At 64.6% G+C, this 16,610-nt stretch carries 12 protein-coding genes; 2 read left to right on the plus strand and 10 right to left on the minus strand.

Features of this window, described 5'->3' with window-relative positions:
* Genes CCOS865_RS27020 through CCOS865_RS27030 form a run of 3 tightly spaced genes read right to left on the minus strand, consistent with a single transcriptional unit; the run spans position 1 to position 1,752 of the window.
* The gene (locus CCOS865_RS27020; protein WP_119146680.1) at positions 1-273 is read right to left on the minus strand and encodes a phosphopantetheine-binding protein; all 273 of its coding nucleotides are present in this window, start codon (positions 271-273) and stop codon (positions 1-3) included.
* On the minus strand, positions 242-1,060 hold the full coding sequence (locus CCOS865_RS27025; protein WP_119146682.1) for a lysophospholipid acyltransferase family protein: 819 nt from the start codon (positions 1,058-1,060) through the stop codon (positions 242-244). Before CCOS865_RS27025 ends, CCOS865_RS27020 begins: the two co-directional genes overlap by 32 nt.
* Positions 1,036-1,752 carry a beta-ketoacyl synthase chain length factor gene (locus CCOS865_RS27030; RefSeq protein WP_119146684.1) on the minus strand — a complete coding sequence of 239 codons (717 nt, stop codon included), beginning with the start codon at positions 1,750-1,752 and terminating at the stop codon, positions 1,036-1,038. Before CCOS865_RS27030 ends, CCOS865_RS27025 begins: the two co-directional genes overlap by 25 nt.
* Before the next feature lie 237 nt (positions 1,753-1,989).
* Here CCOS865_RS27030 and CCOS865_RS27035 point away from each other — a divergent pair, with 237 nt between their 5' ends.
* Positions 1,990-2,763 (plus strand): ParA family protein, encoded by a 774-nt coding sequence (locus CCOS865_RS27035; protein WP_119146686.1) that lies wholly within the window; start codon positions 1,990-1,992, stop codon positions 2,761-2,763.
* On the opposite strand, the gene trxC is transcribed toward CCOS865_RS27035, so the two are convergent.
* From trxC to betI, 7 genes are all read right to left on the minus strand, one after another.
* Entirely contained in the window at positions 2,760-3,194 is a 435-nt protein-coding gene (trxC, locus tag CCOS865_RS27040; protein ID WP_119146688.1) for a thioredoxin TrxC, read from the minus strand. The two genes, CCOS865_RS27035 and trxC, sit on opposite strands and share 4 nt — an antisense overlap.
* A 35-nt stretch (positions 3,195-3,229) precedes the next feature.
* Positions 3,230-4,690, minus strand: a complete 1,461-nt coding sequence (gene selO / locus CCOS865_RS27045) for a protein adenylyltransferase SelO (RefSeq protein WP_119146690.1) — start codon at positions 4,688-4,690, stop codon at positions 3,230-3,232.
* A gap of 160 nt (positions 4,691-4,850) precedes the next feature.
* A complete protein-coding gene (mscK, locus tag CCOS865_RS27050) occupies positions 4,851-8,168 on the minus strand; it encodes a mechanosensitive channel MscK (protein WP_119146692.1) in 3,318 nt (1,105 codons plus the stop codon).
* Between the two features lie 35 nt (positions 8,169-8,203).
* Entirely contained in the window at positions 8,204-9,946 is a 1,743-nt protein-coding gene (locus CCOS865_RS27055) for a potassium/proton antiporter (RefSeq protein ID WP_119146694.1), read from the minus strand.
* 272 nt (positions 9,947-10,218) lie between these two features.
* Complete coding sequence (betA, locus tag CCOS865_RS27060; protein WP_119146696.1) at positions 10,219-11,916, minus strand: choline dehydrogenase; 1,698 nt, start codon at positions 11,914-11,916, stop codon at positions 10,219-10,221.
* A 79-nt stretch (positions 11,917-11,995) separates the two neighbouring features.
* A complete protein-coding gene (betB, locus tag CCOS865_RS27065; RefSeq protein ID WP_119146698.1) occupies positions 11,996-13,468 on the minus strand; it encodes a betaine-aldehyde dehydrogenase in 1,473 nt (490 codons plus the stop codon).
* Between the two features lie 30 nt (positions 13,469-13,498).
* The gene (gene betI / locus CCOS865_RS27070) at positions 13,499-14,164 is read right to left on the minus strand and encodes a transcriptional regulator BetI (RefSeq protein WP_119146700.1); all 666 of its coding nucleotides are present in this window, start codon (positions 14,162-14,164) and stop codon (positions 13,499-13,501) included.
* A 420-nt stretch (positions 14,165-14,584) separates the two neighbouring features.
* Here betI and betT point away from each other — a divergent pair, with 420 nt between their 5' ends.
* Positions 14,585-16,588, plus strand: coding sequence for a choline BCCT transporter BetT (gene betT / locus CCOS865_RS27075; protein WP_119146702.1), 2,004 nt, complete (start codon positions 14,585-14,587; stop codon positions 16,586-16,588).
* Positions 16,589-16,610: the final 22 nt, after the last annotated feature.

The raw sequence follows: 16,610 nt of genomic DNA on the forward strand, positions 1-16,610 counted from the left end.
TCAGGCGGCCCGACGGGCAGTGATGAATGCCGCCAGGCTGGCGACATTGGTGAAATGGCTACGGGTGTCCTTGGCATCGGCGTCGATCTTGATGCCGAAATGCTTCTGCAGGGCAAGGCCGAGCTCGAGCGCGTCCACCGAGTCCAGGCCCAGGCCTTCGCCGAACAGCGGCTGCTGGTCGTCGATGTCGTGCACGGCAATGTCTTCGAGGCCGAGCGCGTCGATGATCAACTGCTTGATATCACGGTACAGGTCTTGCTGTGCTTCGCTCATCTGTGGCGAGCTCCTTGATGAAGTACTGGTGCAGGTAATCGTTGAGCCGGCGTGACGCCAGCGGCGCCGGGCCGAGGGCGCTGAAACTGGCCGGGTCGATGTCGGCCCCGACCTTCAGGCGCACATGCACCCGGCGTGGCGGGATGCGGTACCACGGTTCGTTCTTGGTCAGCGTGGTGGGGCTGACGCTGATGGTCACCGGGGTGATGATCTTCGCACCGCGCAGGGCGATCGCGGCCGCGCCACGATGAAAGGCCGGGGCCTGCCCAGGCGGTGTGCGCGTGCCTTCGGGGAAGATGATCAGCGGCTGGCCCTGGCGCAGCGTTTCGGCCGCCGCGTCGAACATCTGCATGCTGCCATCGTTGCCCAGGTACTGCGCTTCGCGGACCGGGCCACGGGTGAACGGGTTGGCGAACAGGCTCTGCTTGACCACGCAGTTGGCGTTGCGCACCAGGCCGATGAGAAACACCACATCGATCAGCGACGGATGGTTGGCGATGATCATCTGCCCAGGGCGCCCGAGGCCCTCGGCGCCAATGATCTCATAAGTCAGCACACCGCTGCCGCGCATGAACCGCACCAGCCGCCAGAACAGCCAGCCGATGGTGCGCCGGGCCCGCTGCTGGTGGCGTTCGCTGCCGCCGGGCAGGCAGGCCAGCAAGGGGAACACCAGCACCCGCAGGCACAGGCCGCCGAGGCCGAACAGCAGAAAGCTCAGCGCGGTTGCCAGCAGGCGCCAGTGGTAGCTATCGCGGCGGCCGCTCATGGGTGTCGTTGCCAGGTCCATGAGCGCTGTTTTCCGGGGTGGTCGAGGTGGTCCTGGCCGCTGAGCTGGGCGCGTAGCCAGTCGAGGGCATGCGGCAGTTCGGCTGGGCTATTGTCGCAGGCCGGGGCGAGCGCCAGCGACCACTGCTGGCCGGGGGTCAGCAGCAGGGCCAGGGCGTAGGAGAACGGCACGTCGTCGATGAATGGCGCATAGGCCGCCGGCGGCTGTTCTTCGGCAACGATGACCAGCACGGCGGCAGCACCGTCGTGGAGCAGCCCGGCCGCTTCGAGGATGCCCTGTTCGAAACCGTCGCCGGCGGCTGCCAGGGCGGTCATTTCGCTGGTTTCGCCGCGCAGGATCGACCACAGGCCGATCACCGCGTTGTGCACCGACAGGCTGAACTGGGTGGGTGACAGCGGCTGGCGCTCGGCCAGTTGGCTGAGCAGGTTGAAGGTGCGCGGCGTTTCGCCGTGGCGCGAGACGTACACCAGTGGCAGCGCCTCGATACCCTCGGCCAGCGGCCAGCCGACGGCGAACGCCATGCGCGCCAGCGGGCTCAGGCGGCGCCGTTGCATGGCCGGCAGGAACGCGACGTCCGGCGCCTGCTCGGCGCCTGTAGGCAGCACGCCGGTGTCGGCCCAGGCCTGCCAATCGGCGGGCACCTGCAGGCCTGGAGCCCAAGCGCGCCATTGGCTGATGTCGAAGGTGATCACGATGTATCTGCTTCCTGCCCTGTGGAGATGTGCTCGCCGTGGGAATGAGACAGGGATGTGCTCCAGTGGCGCGCATTATCCCGGTGCTGGCGAGTGGTAGCAATTGTTGCTTGGACAGCGTTTCGCGGAAAAATTGCCGGGGCGCACGATCAGTGGCGGTGCAACCGACAACATGGGCTGGTCAAGCCTGGTCGCTGCACACATACTCGGGCATTCGTTGATACACGGAGGTCTCTCATGCGGCGCGTGGTGTTCAATCAGAAAGGTGGCGTGGGCAAGTCGAGCATTGCCTGCAACCTGGCGGCGGTCAGCGCCAACGAGGGCTATCGGACCCTGTTGATCGACCTGGATGCCCAGGCCAACTCGACCCAGTACCTGACCGGGCTGACCGGTGACGACATCCCCATGGGGATTGCCGACTTCTTCAAGCAGAGCCTGTCCAGCGGGCCGTTTACCAAGAAGAACAAAGTCGATATCTACGAGACGCCTTTCGACAACCTCCATGTGGTCACCGCGACCGCCGAGCTGGCCGACCTGCAGCCCAAGCTCGAGGCCAAGCACAAGATCAACAAGCTGCGAAAGCTGCTGGATGATCTTGATGAGGACTATGAGCGGATCTACATCGATACCCCGCCGGCGCTGAATTTCTATGCGGTTTCAGCGTTGATCGCGGCTGATCGCGTTTTGATCCCTTTCGACTGCGACAGTTTTTCGCGCCAGGCGCTGTATGGGCTATTGGCCGAGATCGAGGAGCTGAAGGAAGACCACAACGAGGGCCTGGTGGTCGAGGGGATCGTCGTCAACCAGTTCCAGTCACGCGCCAGTTTGCCTCAGCAGATGCTCGACGAGTTGCTGGAAGAGGGGATGCCGGTGCTGCCGGTGTACCTGAGCAGCTCGGTGAAGATGCGCGAGTCGCACCACGCCAGCTTGCCGCTCATCCACTTGGAGCCTCGGCACAAGCTGACGCAGCAGTTTGTCGAATTGCATAGCCTGCTTGAAGAGAATGCCTAGACCCCTTGGCTGCGCAGCCACTCCATCAGTGATTGCAGCGGAAACGCACCAGCCTGGCGGGCGACTTCGCGGCCGTTCTTGAACAGGATCAGGCTAGGGATCGAGCGGATGCCCAGTTGCCCGGCCAGGTTGCGATTCGCTTCGCTGTCGAGCTTGGCCAGGCGGCAGCGGCCGCTGAGCTGGCCAGCGGCCTGGGTAAAAATCGGCGCGAAGGCTTTGCACGGGCCGCACCAGTCGGCCCAGACGTCCAGCAGCAACGGCAGATCGCCTTTGATCTGGCTGGCGTAGGTGCTTTCAGTGAGGTCGAAGGGTTTGCCCAGTAGCACGTCCTGTTTGCAGCGGCCGCATTTCGGTGCGTCGTCGAGACGGGCGGTGGGCAGGCGGTTGAGGCCGTTGCAGTGGGGGCAGGGGATTACTAACGGGTCGGACATTGCGGTTTCCTTGAATTTATCGGGCTGCGGCGGGTTCAAGACGAGCAACTGATCTCCAGATGCTTGCCCCACTCCGGCGGCCTTTCGGCGTAAGCCTGCATCCCTGGTTGTTCCTCGAACGGCCTGCTCAGCACTTGGTGCAAGCGCCGCACCTCAGTGTAATCACCCCCCTCAGCCGCTTCGATGGCCTTCTGCGCCAGGTAGTTGCGCAAGATGTACAGCGGGTTCACCGCCTGCATCCGCTCCCGTCGACCCTCGGCATTGCCCGGCTCACCTTCACAACGGGCGAGATAGTCGGCGCCCCAGGCATCGAAGCCGGCCAGGTCGATGAAGTCATCGCGCACCACCTTCAGTGCGTCAGCCACCGGCTGCTCGCCAAGCCGGCGGAAGAACAGCGTGTAGTCGACACCGCCACGCTGCATGCACTGCAGCAGCCGCTCGACCAGCGCCAGGTCATCCTCTTCAGCGGTAGTCAGCCCCAGGCGCCGGCGCATCAGGTCCAGGTAATGCGCCTGGTACAGCGGCAGGAACAGCCCCAACGCTTCCTTCAGCGCCTCGACTTCGATGAACGGTGTCAGTGCCTGGGCGAGTGCACTGAGGTTCCAGTGGGCAATCGGCACTTGGTTCGAATAGCTGTAGCGGCCACGGTCATCGGAATGGTTACAGATAAAGTTGGCGTCGAAATCGTCGAGGAAGGCGAACGGGCCGAAGTCGAAGGTGATGCCCAGGATCGACATGTTGTCGCTGTTCATCACCCCGTGGCAGAAGCCATAGGCCTGCCAGCGCGCGGTCAGCTCGGCATTGCGCTCGACGATGCTGCGGAACATCGCCAGGTACGGCAGCTCGGCCGCGCGGCATTCGGGGTAGTGCTGCTCGAGCACGTGATCGATGAGCAACTGCTGCTGCTCGGGCTGGCGCGTGTAGTAGAAGTATTCGAAGTGGCCGTAGCGGACATGGCTCGGCGCCACGCGCAGGAGCATCGCGGCGCTTTCCTGGGTCTCGCGCCAGACCGGCGTGCTCGAGCCGATCACGCACAGCGCGCGGCTGCTGGGGATGCCCAGGGCGTGCAGGGCTTCGGAGCCGAGGAACTCGCGGATCGACGAGCGCAGCACGGCGCGGCCGTCGCCCATGCGCGAGTACGGGGTCTGGCCGGCGCCCTTGAGGTGCAGGTCCCAGTGCTCGCCCGCGTCATTGACCACCTCGCCCAGCAGCAGCCCGCGGCCATCACCCAGGCGCGGGTTGTAGGAGCCGAACTGGTGGCCGGAGTAGACCATCGCCCGTGGGTCGGCGTCTTGCCAGGACTGCTGGCCGCTGAACAGTTCGGCAAACAGCGCCAGGTCGGCCTGGGCCGGGTCGAGGTCGAGCAGGGCCATGGCAGCGGTGCTGGCGACGACCAGGCGCGGGCCGGCGATCGGGTCGGGCAGGACCTGGGTGGAAAACGCGTCGCCCAGGCGGGCGAAGCGGTTGTCGAAGGTCAGTTGGTCGAGGGCTTTCAAAGGCCGGCTCCTGGCATGGCGAAAGTGGGGCCGCTTTGCGGCCCTTCGCGGGTGAACCCGCTCCCACAGGGTTCACTGGGTCCTGGTGGGAGCGGGTTCACCCGCGAACGAGGGCGCAGCCCTCGCAGCGATTCTGCGGCTCACGCTGGCTGACGTCCAGTCACACTGGCCGAGCGCCCTGCGGCGGCGTGCCATCGCCACCTTCAACGGCAATCAACTGCTGCTTTTGCCCCAGCGTATCCATCAGGAACACCTCGACCTGCCGCACCGAGATCTTGATGTTGTGCGCCTTGAACTCGCGGTTGATGTACCGGTTGATCTCATCCAGGGTCGGGTTGCGGTCACCCAGGTCACGCACATGCATGCGCAGCTCGTGATCGAGCGAACTCTCGCCGAAGTTGAGGAAGTACACGAGCGGTTCCGGGTCCTTGAGCACCCGCGGGTTCTGGTGGGCACCCTTGAGCAGCAGGTCGCGGACCAGGTCGAGGTCCGAGCCGTAGTCGATGCCGAGCTTGAGGGTCACCCGCGTGACCGTGTCGGTCAGCGACCAGTTGATCAACTGCCCGGTGATGAAGGTCTTGTTCGGGACGATGATGTCCTTGCGGTCGAAATCGGTGATGGTGGTCGCGCGAATGCGGATCTTGCTCACCGTGCCCGACAGGTTGCCGATGGTGATGGTGTCGCCGATGCGCACCGGGCGCTCGAACAGGATCATGATGCCGGAGATGAAGTTGGCGAAGATCTCCTGCATGCCGAAGCCCAGGCCCACCGACAGCGCGGCGACCAGCCACTGCAGCTTGTCCCAGCTGACCCCGAGGGTCGACAGGGTGCTGACGAAGCCGACCCCGGCAATCACGTACGACAGCAGCGTGGTGGTGGCGTAGGCGCTGCCTTGGGCCAGGTTCAGGCGCGACAGCACCAGCACCTCGAGCAGCCCCGGCAAGTTGCCGGCCAAGGCAAAGGTGATGCCGATGATCACCAGCGCCCCGAGCAGGTCGCCAAGGCTGATCGGCACCATGCTGGCGGCGGCGCCCGTGCCGCTGGTGTACTCGTACAGGGTGAAGTTGTTGAGGTAGGCGAACACCGTGATCAGGTCCGCCCAGACCCAGTACAGGCCCCCGATGAAGCCCCCCAGCAGGGCCAGGCGAATCAACCGCAACGACTGCTGGTTGACCTGCTCGATGTCCAGGGTCGGCTCTTCGGTGATCACTTCGCCGTCCAGGCCTTCCTTGCTCGCCTGGCGTTTGCTCAGCGCACGCTGGTAGGCCAGGCGCCGCGCCGCCACCGACAGGCCGCGGACGAACGCGGCTTCGATCACCAGCCAGAACAGCAGCAGGTAGAGGGTGTAGATGAGGCGGTCGGTGAGCTTCAGGGCGGTGTAGTAGTAGCCGAAGCAGACCGCCACGAACAGCGCGATCGGCAGGGCGGTAAAGGCCACCCCGACTGCCTTGCGGAACAATGAGGTGTCGCGGTGCGCCGGGCTGCTCAACAGCAGCCGGCTGAGCAGCCAGGCCATCAGTGCGTAGCAGGTCAGCACCACGCCGATGCCGAGCACGTCGTCGGCCAGCGCCGAGGGCTGGTGCTCGGCCACCGCCACCACGCCGACCAGCGCCAGCACCACGCTGCCCAGGCGGCGCACCCAGCCACGGAGGAATTCGACCTGCGGCTTGTGCCAGCGGAAGTGGATCTCCGCCACGCCGCCAGGGGCGAGGATCCGGTAGGCGGTGTAGAACACCAGCCAGGCCTGGGCGATCTGCCACAGCGCCGCGCTGAGGTTGGCGTTCTGCCCGCGCGCATCGACCTGCAGGATGTACGCGCACAGCGCCAGCGCCAGGCTCAGCGGCATCGCCAGCAAGACGTTGATCAGCAGCGCCTGCGGCGTATGCCACTGGCTGTCGCGCTTGAAGTGGCCGATGTCCTGGTGGACCTTGCTCAGCCGCTGGTACAGGTAGCGCCGGCGCCACAGCAGGGCCCCGATCAACAGCAGCAACGGCAGGAACAGCAGCGGCCGCTGGCTCAGCCCTTGCACCACCTCTTTGACGCCCGAGCCCCACGGCAGGCTGGCGACCTGCTCGACGAAGCGCCCCGGCACCGTGCTCAACCATTCCCAGTCCAGCGGCTTGTTGCTGGGGATCCAGAACATCTGCTCTTCAAGGGTGGTGCGCAGGCCTTGGGCGGTGCTCAGCAGCTGCTTCTGGTTGAGCTGCAGGGTGATCGACTCGTTGAGCAGGGCCGACAGTTCACGGTTGAGCCGTTCGAGCAGGTCGTTGCGGGTCACCGCCACTTCCAGCAAGGCCTTGCGCAGCGCCGGGTTGACGTCCTGCTCGGGTTGGGTGGCGAGCAGCCGGTCGACGTAGCCGGTCGGGTTGCTCATCTGTTCGCGCTGCTGGTTGACCTCGAACTGATACAGGCGAATGTCGGCGATCTGGTCGGCCAGGTCGCGGTCGAGCTTGAGGTGCGGCAGGGTCTGCTTCTGCTTGTAGAGGATCTTGGACAGCAGTAGGCTGCCCTTGAGCACGTTGATCTGCTCGTCCAGGGCCTGGTCGGCCTGGGTCAGGCTGTCGAGCTGCTGCTTGGTCTTGAGGTTCTGCTGGGTCAGCTCGTTGAGCCGGTCGGTGCTCTTGAGCAGGTAGTCGGAGAGCTTCAGGTTGGCCGCGCTCTCGTTGGCCAGCAGGCTGCTGCCGCCGGCTTTCTGTGCTTCGATCGACTGCTGGGTGACGGTTTGCTGCGACTGCGCCAGGCGCTTGTCGTTGATCAGCGTCTGCAGGGCCTGGATCTCTTGCTCCAGGCGCGCCGCACGTTCGATCAGCAGGTCGTGCTGGGCGTTGCCGAGGTCTTGCAGCAGGCCGTTGCCGGCCAGTTCCTGGCGCCGTAGCAGGGTCTGCGCGTTGAGCGCGGCGAGCTCGGCATTGAGCTGGTTGCGCTGATCGCTGGAGAGGCTCTTGCCGTTGTCCTTGCCGGATTTGAGGCTGCTGTTGATCTTTTGTGCGCGGATCTGGTTGTTGCTGATCTCGGCCTGCGCCCGCTCGGGGCGCGTCTGCGAGTTGATGATCAGGCTGTTGGCGTCGGACAGCGCCTTTTGCAACTCACCCTGCTGGGTGTTGCGCTCGCTGAGGATCTGCTCCAGCTGGGGCACCGACAAGTTGCCGTAGCGCTGGCTCGGCAGCACGCTCTTGCTGGCCTTGAGCTTGGCCAGTTCGCGCTGGCTTTCGCTGGTCAGGCGCGGCGCGTCGGCCAGCTGCTGCTTGAGCTCGGCGAGTTTCTTCTCGCTGTCCTGCTGGGTGCCGAGCAGGCTGAGCGTCTGCTCGAGGACCTGCTGCAGGGCCTTCTGCTCAGCTTCGGGGAGCTTGCGCTCGGCGATCTTGTCGAGGCTGTTCTGAATGCTGGCGGTGGTCGGGGCCTCGGCCGCGGTGGCGGCAAACGAGAGGGACAAGCACAGCCCGAGGAGGGCTGCGCGCAGGTGCACACGCAGGGACATAGGCAGGATTCTTGTGTATCGAGGCGAATCGGAATTTAGAGGAACAGGCCAGGGCCAGGTCGGGTTCCTTCGGGGAATCTGACGCCGACTTTGTGGATCTTGTTCCCGTCCATGACCGCGACGGTCCAGATTGTGCCGTGCCATTCGATCTGATCCCCTACTACTGGAGCGCCTCCGACCTTTTGTCGGATGAACTGCGCCAGCGGCATATTGGCGTCCAGGCCGTCCAGTTTCAGGCCATAAAGTGCCGCCACGGCACCCAGCTCGGCATCGCCTTCGAGGACGAAGTCGCCGAAGAAGCGCAGGTCCAGGCCACGCTGTGGCGCCTGGCTGAACAGTTTGCCCAGCGCCGGCAGGTTGTGCTCGTGGCCGATCACGCAGAGCATGTCGCCGACTTCCAGCACGGTACTGCCCGACGGGTGCAGCAGTTGTTCGGCGCGGAACAGCGCGGCAATCCGCGTGCCCTCGGGCATCTTCAGCTCGCGAAGGGCGGCGCCGATGCACCACTTTTCCGCGCCGAGGCGGTAGACGAACAGCTCCCACTCGCTGGTGACGTGCACTTCCAGGGCCGAGCGAGAGATCGGCGCCGGGTCGGGCGGTACGGTGACTTTGAGCAGCTTGGCCATCCACGGCAGGCTGGTGCCTTGCACCAACAGCGACACCAGCACGATGAAGAACGCCAGGTTGAAGAATAGCTGCGCCTGCGGCAGCCCGGCCATCAGCGGGAACACCGCAAGAATGATCGGGACCGCACCGCGCAGCCCGACCCAGGCGATAAAGCCTTTTTCGCGGCCGTGGAAGGCCTTGAACGGCAGCAGTGCGGCGACCACCGACAGCGGTCGGGCCACCAGGATCATCCACAGCGCCAGGCCCAGCGCCGGCAGGGCGATCGGCAGCAGGTCGTGCGGCGTGACCAGCAGGCCGAGCACCAGGAACATGCCGATCTGTGCCAGCCAGGCCATGCCGTCGAGCATGTGCAGGATGCCGTGGCGGCTGCGGATCGGCCGGTTGCCGAGCACCAGGCCGCACAGGTACACGGCCAGGAAGCCGCTGCCGTGCAGGGCGTTGGTCAGCGAGAACACCACCAGGCCACCGGCCACTACCAGGATCGGGTAGAGGCCACTGGCCAGGTTGATCCGGTTGACCATCTGCAGCATCAGCCAGCCGCCGCCCAGGCCGACCAGGCCGCCGATGCCGAATTCTCGGATCAGGTGGGTCAGCAGGCTCCAGTGCAGGCCGGTCTGGCCGCTCGCGATCATGTCGATCAGGGTGACGGTGAGGAACACCGCCATCGGGTCGTTGCTGCCCGACTCGATCTCCAGTGTCGCCGTGACCCGTTCATTGAGGCCCTTGCCGCCGAGCAGCGAGAACACCGCCGCGGCGTCGGTGGAGCCGACGATGGCGCCGATCAGCAGGCCCTGGATCAGGCTCAGGTCGAACAGCCAGGCGGCGACCATGCCGGTCAGCGCCGTGGTGATCAGCACGCCCACGGTGGCCAGCGACAGCGCCGGCCAGAGGGCCACGCGGAAGCTCGCCACCCGCGTGCGCAGGCCGCCGTCGAGGAGGATCACGGCCAACGCCAGGTTGCCCACCAGGTAGGCGGTCGGGTAGTTGTTGAAGATGATGCCGCCACCGTCCACGCCGGCAACCATGCCGACCGCCAGGATGATGACCAGGATCGGGATGCCCAGGCGCGATGACAGCGAGCTGACCAGGATACTTGCACCCACCAGCAATGCGCCGATCAGGAACAGGCTGTTGATGGTGCTTGCATCCAAAGGCGTTACTCCGGGGGATAGTGCAGGGGGAGGACTTCCTAGCAGACTTTTCAGCAAAAGCTAGCAGGTCGCGTGCCAATCGATTCTAACCTGATGAATTGGCAGGGTGTAAAGCGTTTCTGCATATGAAAAAAAGGCACCGCGACGGGTGCCTTTTCAGATGTCGTAAGTGCTGGCCTCTTCGCGGGTAAACCCCACAGAGGTTGCGGTGAACCCTTGTGGGAGCGGGTTTACCCGCGAACGAGCGCGAAGCGCTCGCCAGGCGCAACAGCTCAGCCTTGCTTCACTTCACGCATGGCCTTGCCTTTGACCGGCGCGCCGTTCGCCACGTAGTACTTGGCGGTGCTGCGCGGCAGGGCCTGGCGGCCACGGATCTTGTCCGAGATTTTCTCGGCGATCATGATCGTGGTGGCGTTGAGGTTGCCGGTGATGATGATCGGCATGATCGACGCATCGACCACGCGCAGGCCTTGCATGCCATGCACGCGACCCTGGTCGTCGACCACGGCCATCTCGTCGGTGCCCATCTTGCACGAGCAGGACGGGTGGAACGCGGTTTCGGCGTGTTCGCGGATGAACTGGTCCAGCTGCTCGTCCGTCTGCACGTGCTCGCCCGGGCTGATTTCGCGGCCACGGTACGGGTCCAGCGCCGGCTGGGCCATGATTTCACGGGTCAGGCGGATGCCGTCGCGGAATTCCTGCCAGTCCTGCTCGGTGGCCATGTAGTTGAAGAGGATGCTCGGGTGCTGGCGCGGGTCCTTCGACTTGAGCTGGATACGGCCGCGGCTAGGCGAACGCATGGAGCCCATGTGCGCCTGGAAGCCGTGTTCCTTGACGCCGTTGGAGCCGTTGTAATTGATCGCCACCGGCAGGAAGTGGTACTGGATGTTCGGCCACTCGAACTCAGGACGGGTGCGGATGAAACCACCGGCCTCGAACTGGTTGCTGGCGCCGATGCCGGTACCGTTGAACAGCCACTCGGCACCGATGGCCGGCTGGTTCCACCAGAGCAGCGACGGGTACAGCGAGACCGGCTGGGTGCAGGCGTACTGCAGGTACAGCTCGAGGTGGTCCTGGAGGTTCTCGCCGACGCCTGGCAGGTCATGCACGACCGGCACGTCGAGGCTTTCCAGCAGGGCGCGCGGGCCGACGCCGGAGCGCTGCAGCAGTTGCGGCGAAGCGATCGCGCCGGAGCTGACGATGACTTCCTTGCGGGCACGGGCTTCCATGCGCTCTTCGCTGTCGCCGACCAGGTAGGTCACGCCGACGGCGCGCTTGCCGTCGAACAGGATGCGGTCGCTGAGGGCGTGGGTGACGATGGTCAGGTTCGGGCGCTTCTTGGCCTGGTCCAGGTAACCGCGGGCGGTGCTCGAACGGCGGCCTTTCTTGGTCACCGAACGGTCCATCGGGCCGAAGCCTTCCTGCTGGTAACCGTTGAGGTCTTCAGTACGCGGGTAACCGGCCTGCACGCCGGCGTCGACCATGGCGTGGAACAGCGGGTTGTTGCCCGCCTTGGGCGTGGCGACGCTGACCGGACCTTCGCCACCGTGGTAGTCGTTGGGGCCGATGTCGCGGGTTTCAGCTTTCTTGAAGTACGGCAGGCAGTCTAGGTAGGTCCAGTCTGCCAGGCCTGGCAGTTCAGCCCAGCCGTCGAAGTCCAGGGCGTTGCCGCGGATGTAGCACATGCCGTTGATCAGCGACGAGCCACCCAGGCCCTTGCCGCGACCGCATTCCATCCGGCGGCCGTCCATGTGCGGCTCCGGGTCGGTCTCGTAGGCCCAGTTGTAGCGGCGGCCTTGCAGCGGGAAGGCCAGCGCGGCCGGCATCTGCGTGCGGAAGTCGAAGCGGTAGTCGGGGCCACCGGCCTCGAGCAGCAGGACGCTGACGTTGGCGTCTTCGGTCAGGCGGGTAGCGATCGTGTTACCGGCCGAGCCGGCACCGACGATGATGTAATCGAACTGTTGGGACATGACAAGTACCCTCGTTTGGCGGTGAACAGGAAGCGGGAACGCCCGTGCCGTGCGGCACGGGCGTGACTACACGGGGTGCTTAGAACACCGAGGTGTAGCCGCCCAGCTCGACCTGTACCGACTTGATGCGGGTGTACTGGGCCAGCGAGCTGACGCCGTTTTCACGGCCGACGCCCGACTGCTTGTAGCCACCGACCGGCATTTCTGCCGGCGACTCACCCCAGGCGTTGATCCAGCAGATGCCGGCTTCGAGCTGGTGGATGATGCGGTGGGCGCGGCTGATGTCGTTGGTGCAGACACCGGCGGCCAGGCCGTATTCGGTGTCGTTGGCGCGGCGCACCACTTCTTCTTCGGTCTCGTAGCTGAGGATGCTCATGACCGGGCCGAAGATCTCTTCCTTGACGATGGTCATCTCGTCGGTGCAGTCGGTGAACACGGTCGGGGCGACGAAGGCGCCCTTGGCGAAGTCACCGTCGGTCAGACGCTCGCCGCCACACAGTACGCGGGCGCCCTCTGCTTTACCCTTGGCGATGTAGCCGAGCACGCTTTCCATGTGCTGGAAGCTGACCAGCGGGCCGAAGTTGGTGTTCTCGTCTTCCGGGTTGCCCACGCGGATACGCGCAACACGCTCGGCGATCTTGGCTTCGAAGGCCGCTTTCATCGAGGCCGGGATGAACACGCGGGTGCCGTTGGTGCAGACCTGGCCCGAGCTGTAGAAGTTGGCCATCATGGCGATGTCGGCGGCCTTGTCGAGGTCGGCGTCGGCGCAGATGATCAGTGGCGACTTGCCGCCCAGCTCCATGGTGACTTCCTTCAGCGAGGAGCTGGAGGCGCTGGCCATGACTTTCTTGCCGGTGGTGGTGCCGCCGGTGAACGAGACTTTTTCGATGCGTGGGTGCTCGGTCAGCCAGGTGCCGACTTCGCGGCCGCTGCCGGTCAGGACGTTGAACACGCCATTCGGCAGGCCGGCTTCGGTGTAGATCTCGGCCAGCTTCAGGGTGGTCAGCGACGTGACTTCGGACGGCTTGAAGATCATCGCGTTGCCGGCGGCCAGGGCCGGGGCGGATTTCCACAGGGCGATCTGGATCGGGTAGTTCCAGGCGCCGATACCGGCGGTCACGCCCAGCGGCTCGCGACGGGTGTAGACGAAGGAGCTTTCACGCAGCGGGATCTGCTCGCCTTCGATCGCCGGCACCAGGCCTGCGTAGTATTCGAGCACGTCGGCACCGGTGACGATGTCGACGTAGCGGGTTTCCGAGTAGGACTTGCCGGTGTCGAGGGTTTCCAGCTGGGCCAGCTCATCGTTGCGCTCGCGCAGGATGTCGACGGCGCGACGCAGGATCCGCGAACGCTGCATGGCGGTCATGGCTGCCCAGACCTTCTGGCCGCGCTCGGCGCTTTCTACCGCGCGCTCGACGTCGGCCTCGGTGGCACGTTGCACGTGGGCGAGGACTTCGCCGGTAGCCGGGTTGATGGCTTCGAAGGTGGCGTCAGTGCCAGCGTCGACATAACCACCATCGATGTAGAGTTTTTGCGTTCCGAAACGGGCCATAGTGTCCTCGCAAGTGCAATGTGTGATCGGCTAGCCGCGTCGTGCTCCTGCTTGTTGGGCAATCGCTGCGCGCGGTTGTTCAGAGGCCTGGCCGATAAGGTCCGGGCGCTGCTGTTTAGCCAGTTGTAGATCCAGGTATTCGTAAGCAATCCGTACTGCCTGGTCGGTGTCGAAGGCATCTCCCGACAGGGCGCCACGCAGCCACAGGCCGTCGATCAAGGCTGCCAGGCCGCGGGCTGCGCTGCGTGCTTCATCACGCGGCAGCACCCGGCGGAACTGGAAGCACAGGTTGGAATACAGGCGGTGATCGTTGATCCGCTGCAACCTGTGCAAGGACGGCTGGTGCATGCTGGCGGCCCAGAAGGCCAACCAGGTTTTCATTGCCGGGCCGCTCACCTGGCTGGCGTCGAAGTTGCCTTCGATGATCACCATCAAGTGTGCCCGCGGGCTGTGGTCGAGCAGGGCCTGTCGGCGTGCGACGGTGCCTTCGCTCAACGCATTCATGAGGTGGCGCATGGTCGCTGCGATCAGGCCGTTCTTGTCCTGAAAGTAGTGACTGATGATGCCGTTCGACACGCCGGCCAAACGGGCAATCAGCGCAATGCTGGCATCTCCCAGGCCGACCTGGTCGACCGCCAACAGGGTGGCGTCGATCAACTGCTGGCGGCGAATGGGTTGCATACCGACCTTGGGCATCTTGCAAATCTCCTCAGGCCTGCGGGCAGACGACAAGCGGCTGCCTCGGCGAAGGCCAGTCTATTTTGTTTTGATTGAACGTTCAATCAATAAAGAATAAGCTCTGCGACAATTTGTGCCATTGACAGCCTGTAGGGCCGTTCAAGCGGCATTGATTGACACCCCAGGAAATCGCGCAACCCCCGAATCACAAGGCGTTGACGGGCATGAGCGATGCAAGAGACAGATTCTGCCGAGCGGCCACAGGCCGCGCGGCCAGCCCTCGGAGCGGGGCTTTGGCCTGTTTTTTTGCAACGTTTCGCTTCGGGATCACGGTTTCCAGGGTGCTTTTATAACACCTGTAGCAGTGGGGCTATTGCACCAATTGCTCGGGATTGACTGATTAGCCTCCACCCCCGCACTGCCCGGAGCATTCGTGCAATGACTTCTGCCTCACTCACCAAACCCCCCGCCGAGAGGGTCCGGGTCAACCGCGTGGTGTTCATCACCTCCGCGCTGCTGATCCTTGTTCTGACTGCCTTGCTTATCGCTGTACCGGAAAAAGCCGGTGACGTGCTCAACGTCGCCCAGACCTGGCTGACGCGCAGCTTCGGCTGGTATTACATGCTGGTGATCGGCGGTTACCTGGTCTTCGTGATCGTTCTGGCCTTCTCCAATTTCGGCAAGCTCAAGCTTGGCGGCAAGGACGACAAGCCCGACTTCAGCTACGGCGCCTGGGCCGGCATGCTGTTTTCCTCCGGTATCGGTATCTCGCTGCTGTACTTCGGCGCGTCCGAGCCACTGGACCACTACTTCAACCCGCCAGAAGGCGCTGCCGCCAGCCATGAGGCCGCGCGCCAGGCGCTGCAGTTGACCTTCCTGCACTGGGGCCTGCACGGCTGGGCGATCTACGCCCTGGTCGGTCTTGCCGTGGGTTACTTCGCCTACCGGCACAACCAGCCGCTGGCCCTGCGCTCGGCGCTGTACCCGCTGATGGGCGAACGCTGGGTCAAAGGTGGCGCCGGTCATGCGGTGGACATCTTCGGCATGTTCGTCACCCTGCTGGGCCTGGTGACCAACCTCGGTATCGGTTCGATGCAGGTGGCCTCCGGGCTGGAATACCTGTTCGGCATGGACCACAGCAAGACCAACCTGCTGATCGTGATCCTGGTCATGGCCACGGTGGCAACGGTGGCGGCGGTGTCGGGCGTGGAAAACGGCATTCGTCGTCTGTCCAACCTGAACATCGTGCTGTTCAGCGGCCTGTTGATCTTCGTCCTGCTGGCCGGCGATACCCTGCACCTGCTCAACGGCTTTGTGCAGAATACCGGCGACTACCTCAATGGCATCGTGCTGAAGACCTTCGACCTCTACGTCTATGAAGGCGAGGGCGACAAGTCCGAGCGCTGGTTGGGCCTGTGGACCGTGTTCTACTGGGCCTGGTGGATTTCCTGGGGCCCGTTCGTCGGCATGTTCATCGCGCGCATCTCCAAGGGCCGCACCGTGCGCGAGCTGGTCGCCGGCGTGCTGCTGATCCCGCTGGGCTTCACCCTGGCCTGGCTGTCGATCTTCGGCAACACGGCGCTGGACCTGGTGATGAACCACGGCGCCGTGGAACTGGGCAAGACCGCGCTCGAGCAGCCTTCGATGTCGATCTACCAGCTGCTGGAGTTCTTCCCGGCGGCAAAAGTGGTCATCGGTGTCGCGGTGTTCGTCGGCTTCGTGCTGTTCCTCACCCCGGCCGACTCCGGCGCGGTGATGATGGCCAACCTGTCGTGCAAAGGCGGCCAGGTCGACGAAGATGCCCCGCACTGGATGGTGGTGTTCTGGTCGGTGGTCATCACCCTGGTCACCATCGGCCTGCTGTTTGCCGGCAACTTCGCCGCCATGCAGACCATGGTGGTGCTCGCCGGCCTGCCGTTCTCGGTGGTGCTGGTGCTGTTCATGTTCGGCCTGTACAAGGCCATGAAGCAGGACGCCCAGCTTGAACTCGAGCGCGCCGAACTGGCCGCCCGTGGCCGTCGCGGCTTCAGCGAGCGCCTCAGCGCAATGGAGCTGCAGCCTACCCAGGCGGTGGTCCAGCGGTTCATGGACAAGCACGTCAGCCCGGCCCTCAAAGAGGCCGCCGAGCAGCTGCGCAGCCAAGGCTTCGAGGTCGAGAGCCGAGTTGGCCAGTCGCGCAACATGATGGGCCTGCGGGTGATGATGGAAGAGGGCAACCCGTTCGTCTATGAAGTCAGCCTGGACGGCTACCTGGCCGCGCCGAGCGAGGCACCGAGCGACGGTGAGACGGAAGTGCGCCAGCGCTACTACCGTGCCGAGGTGTACCTGCAGGACGGCAGCCAGGAGTACGACCTGATGGGCTTCACGCCTGAGCAGGTGGTGCGCGATGTACTCGACCAGTTCGAGAGCCACCGGCAAGTGCTGGGTCGCGTCTACAGCTGATCCCGGCAGTGCATGACTCTGG

The sequence above is a fragment of the Pseudomonas reidholzensis genome, assembly GCF_900536025.1.
In the GTDB taxonomy this organism is placed as follows: Bacteria; Pseudomonadota; Gammaproteobacteria; order Pseudomonadales; family Pseudomonadaceae; genus Aquipseudomonas; species Aquipseudomonas reidholzensis.

Bases quoted from the DNA above. Each gene is read 5' to 3' on its own strand.
- CCOS865_RS27020 (WP_119146680.1), bottom strand. From the start codon at position 273: ATGAGCGAAGCACAGCAAGACCTGTACCGTGATATCAAGCAGTTGATC.
- CCOS865_RS27025 (WP_119146682.1), bottom strand. From the start codon at position 1,060: ATGGACCTGGCAACGACACCCATGAGCGGCCGCCGCGATAGCTACCAC.
- CCOS865_RS27035 (WP_119146686.1), top strand. From the start codon at position 1,990: ATGCGGCGCGTGGTGTTCAATCAGAAAGGTGGCGTGGGCAAGTCGAGC.
- trxC (WP_119146688.1), bottom strand. From the start codon at position 3,194: ATGTCCGACCCGTTAGTAATCCCCTGCCCCCACTGCAACGGCCTCAAC.
- mscK (WP_119146692.1), bottom strand. From the start codon at position 8,168: ATGTCCCTGCGTGTGCACCTGCGCGCAGCCCTCCTCGGGCTGTGCTTG.
- betA (WP_119146696.1), bottom strand. From the start codon at position 11,916: ATGTCCCAACAGTTCGATTACATCATCGTCGGTGCCGGCTCGGCCGGT.
- betB (WP_119146698.1), bottom strand. From the start codon at position 13,468: ATGGCCCGTTTCGGAACGCAAAAACTCTACATCGATGGTGGTTATGTC.
- betI (WP_119146700.1), bottom strand. From the start codon at position 14,164: ATGCCCAAGGTCGGTATGCAACCCATTCGCCGCCAGCAGTTGATCGAC.
- betT (WP_119146702.1), top strand. From the start codon at position 14,585: ATGACTTCTGCCTCACTCACCAAACCCCCCGCCGAGAGGGTCCGGGTC.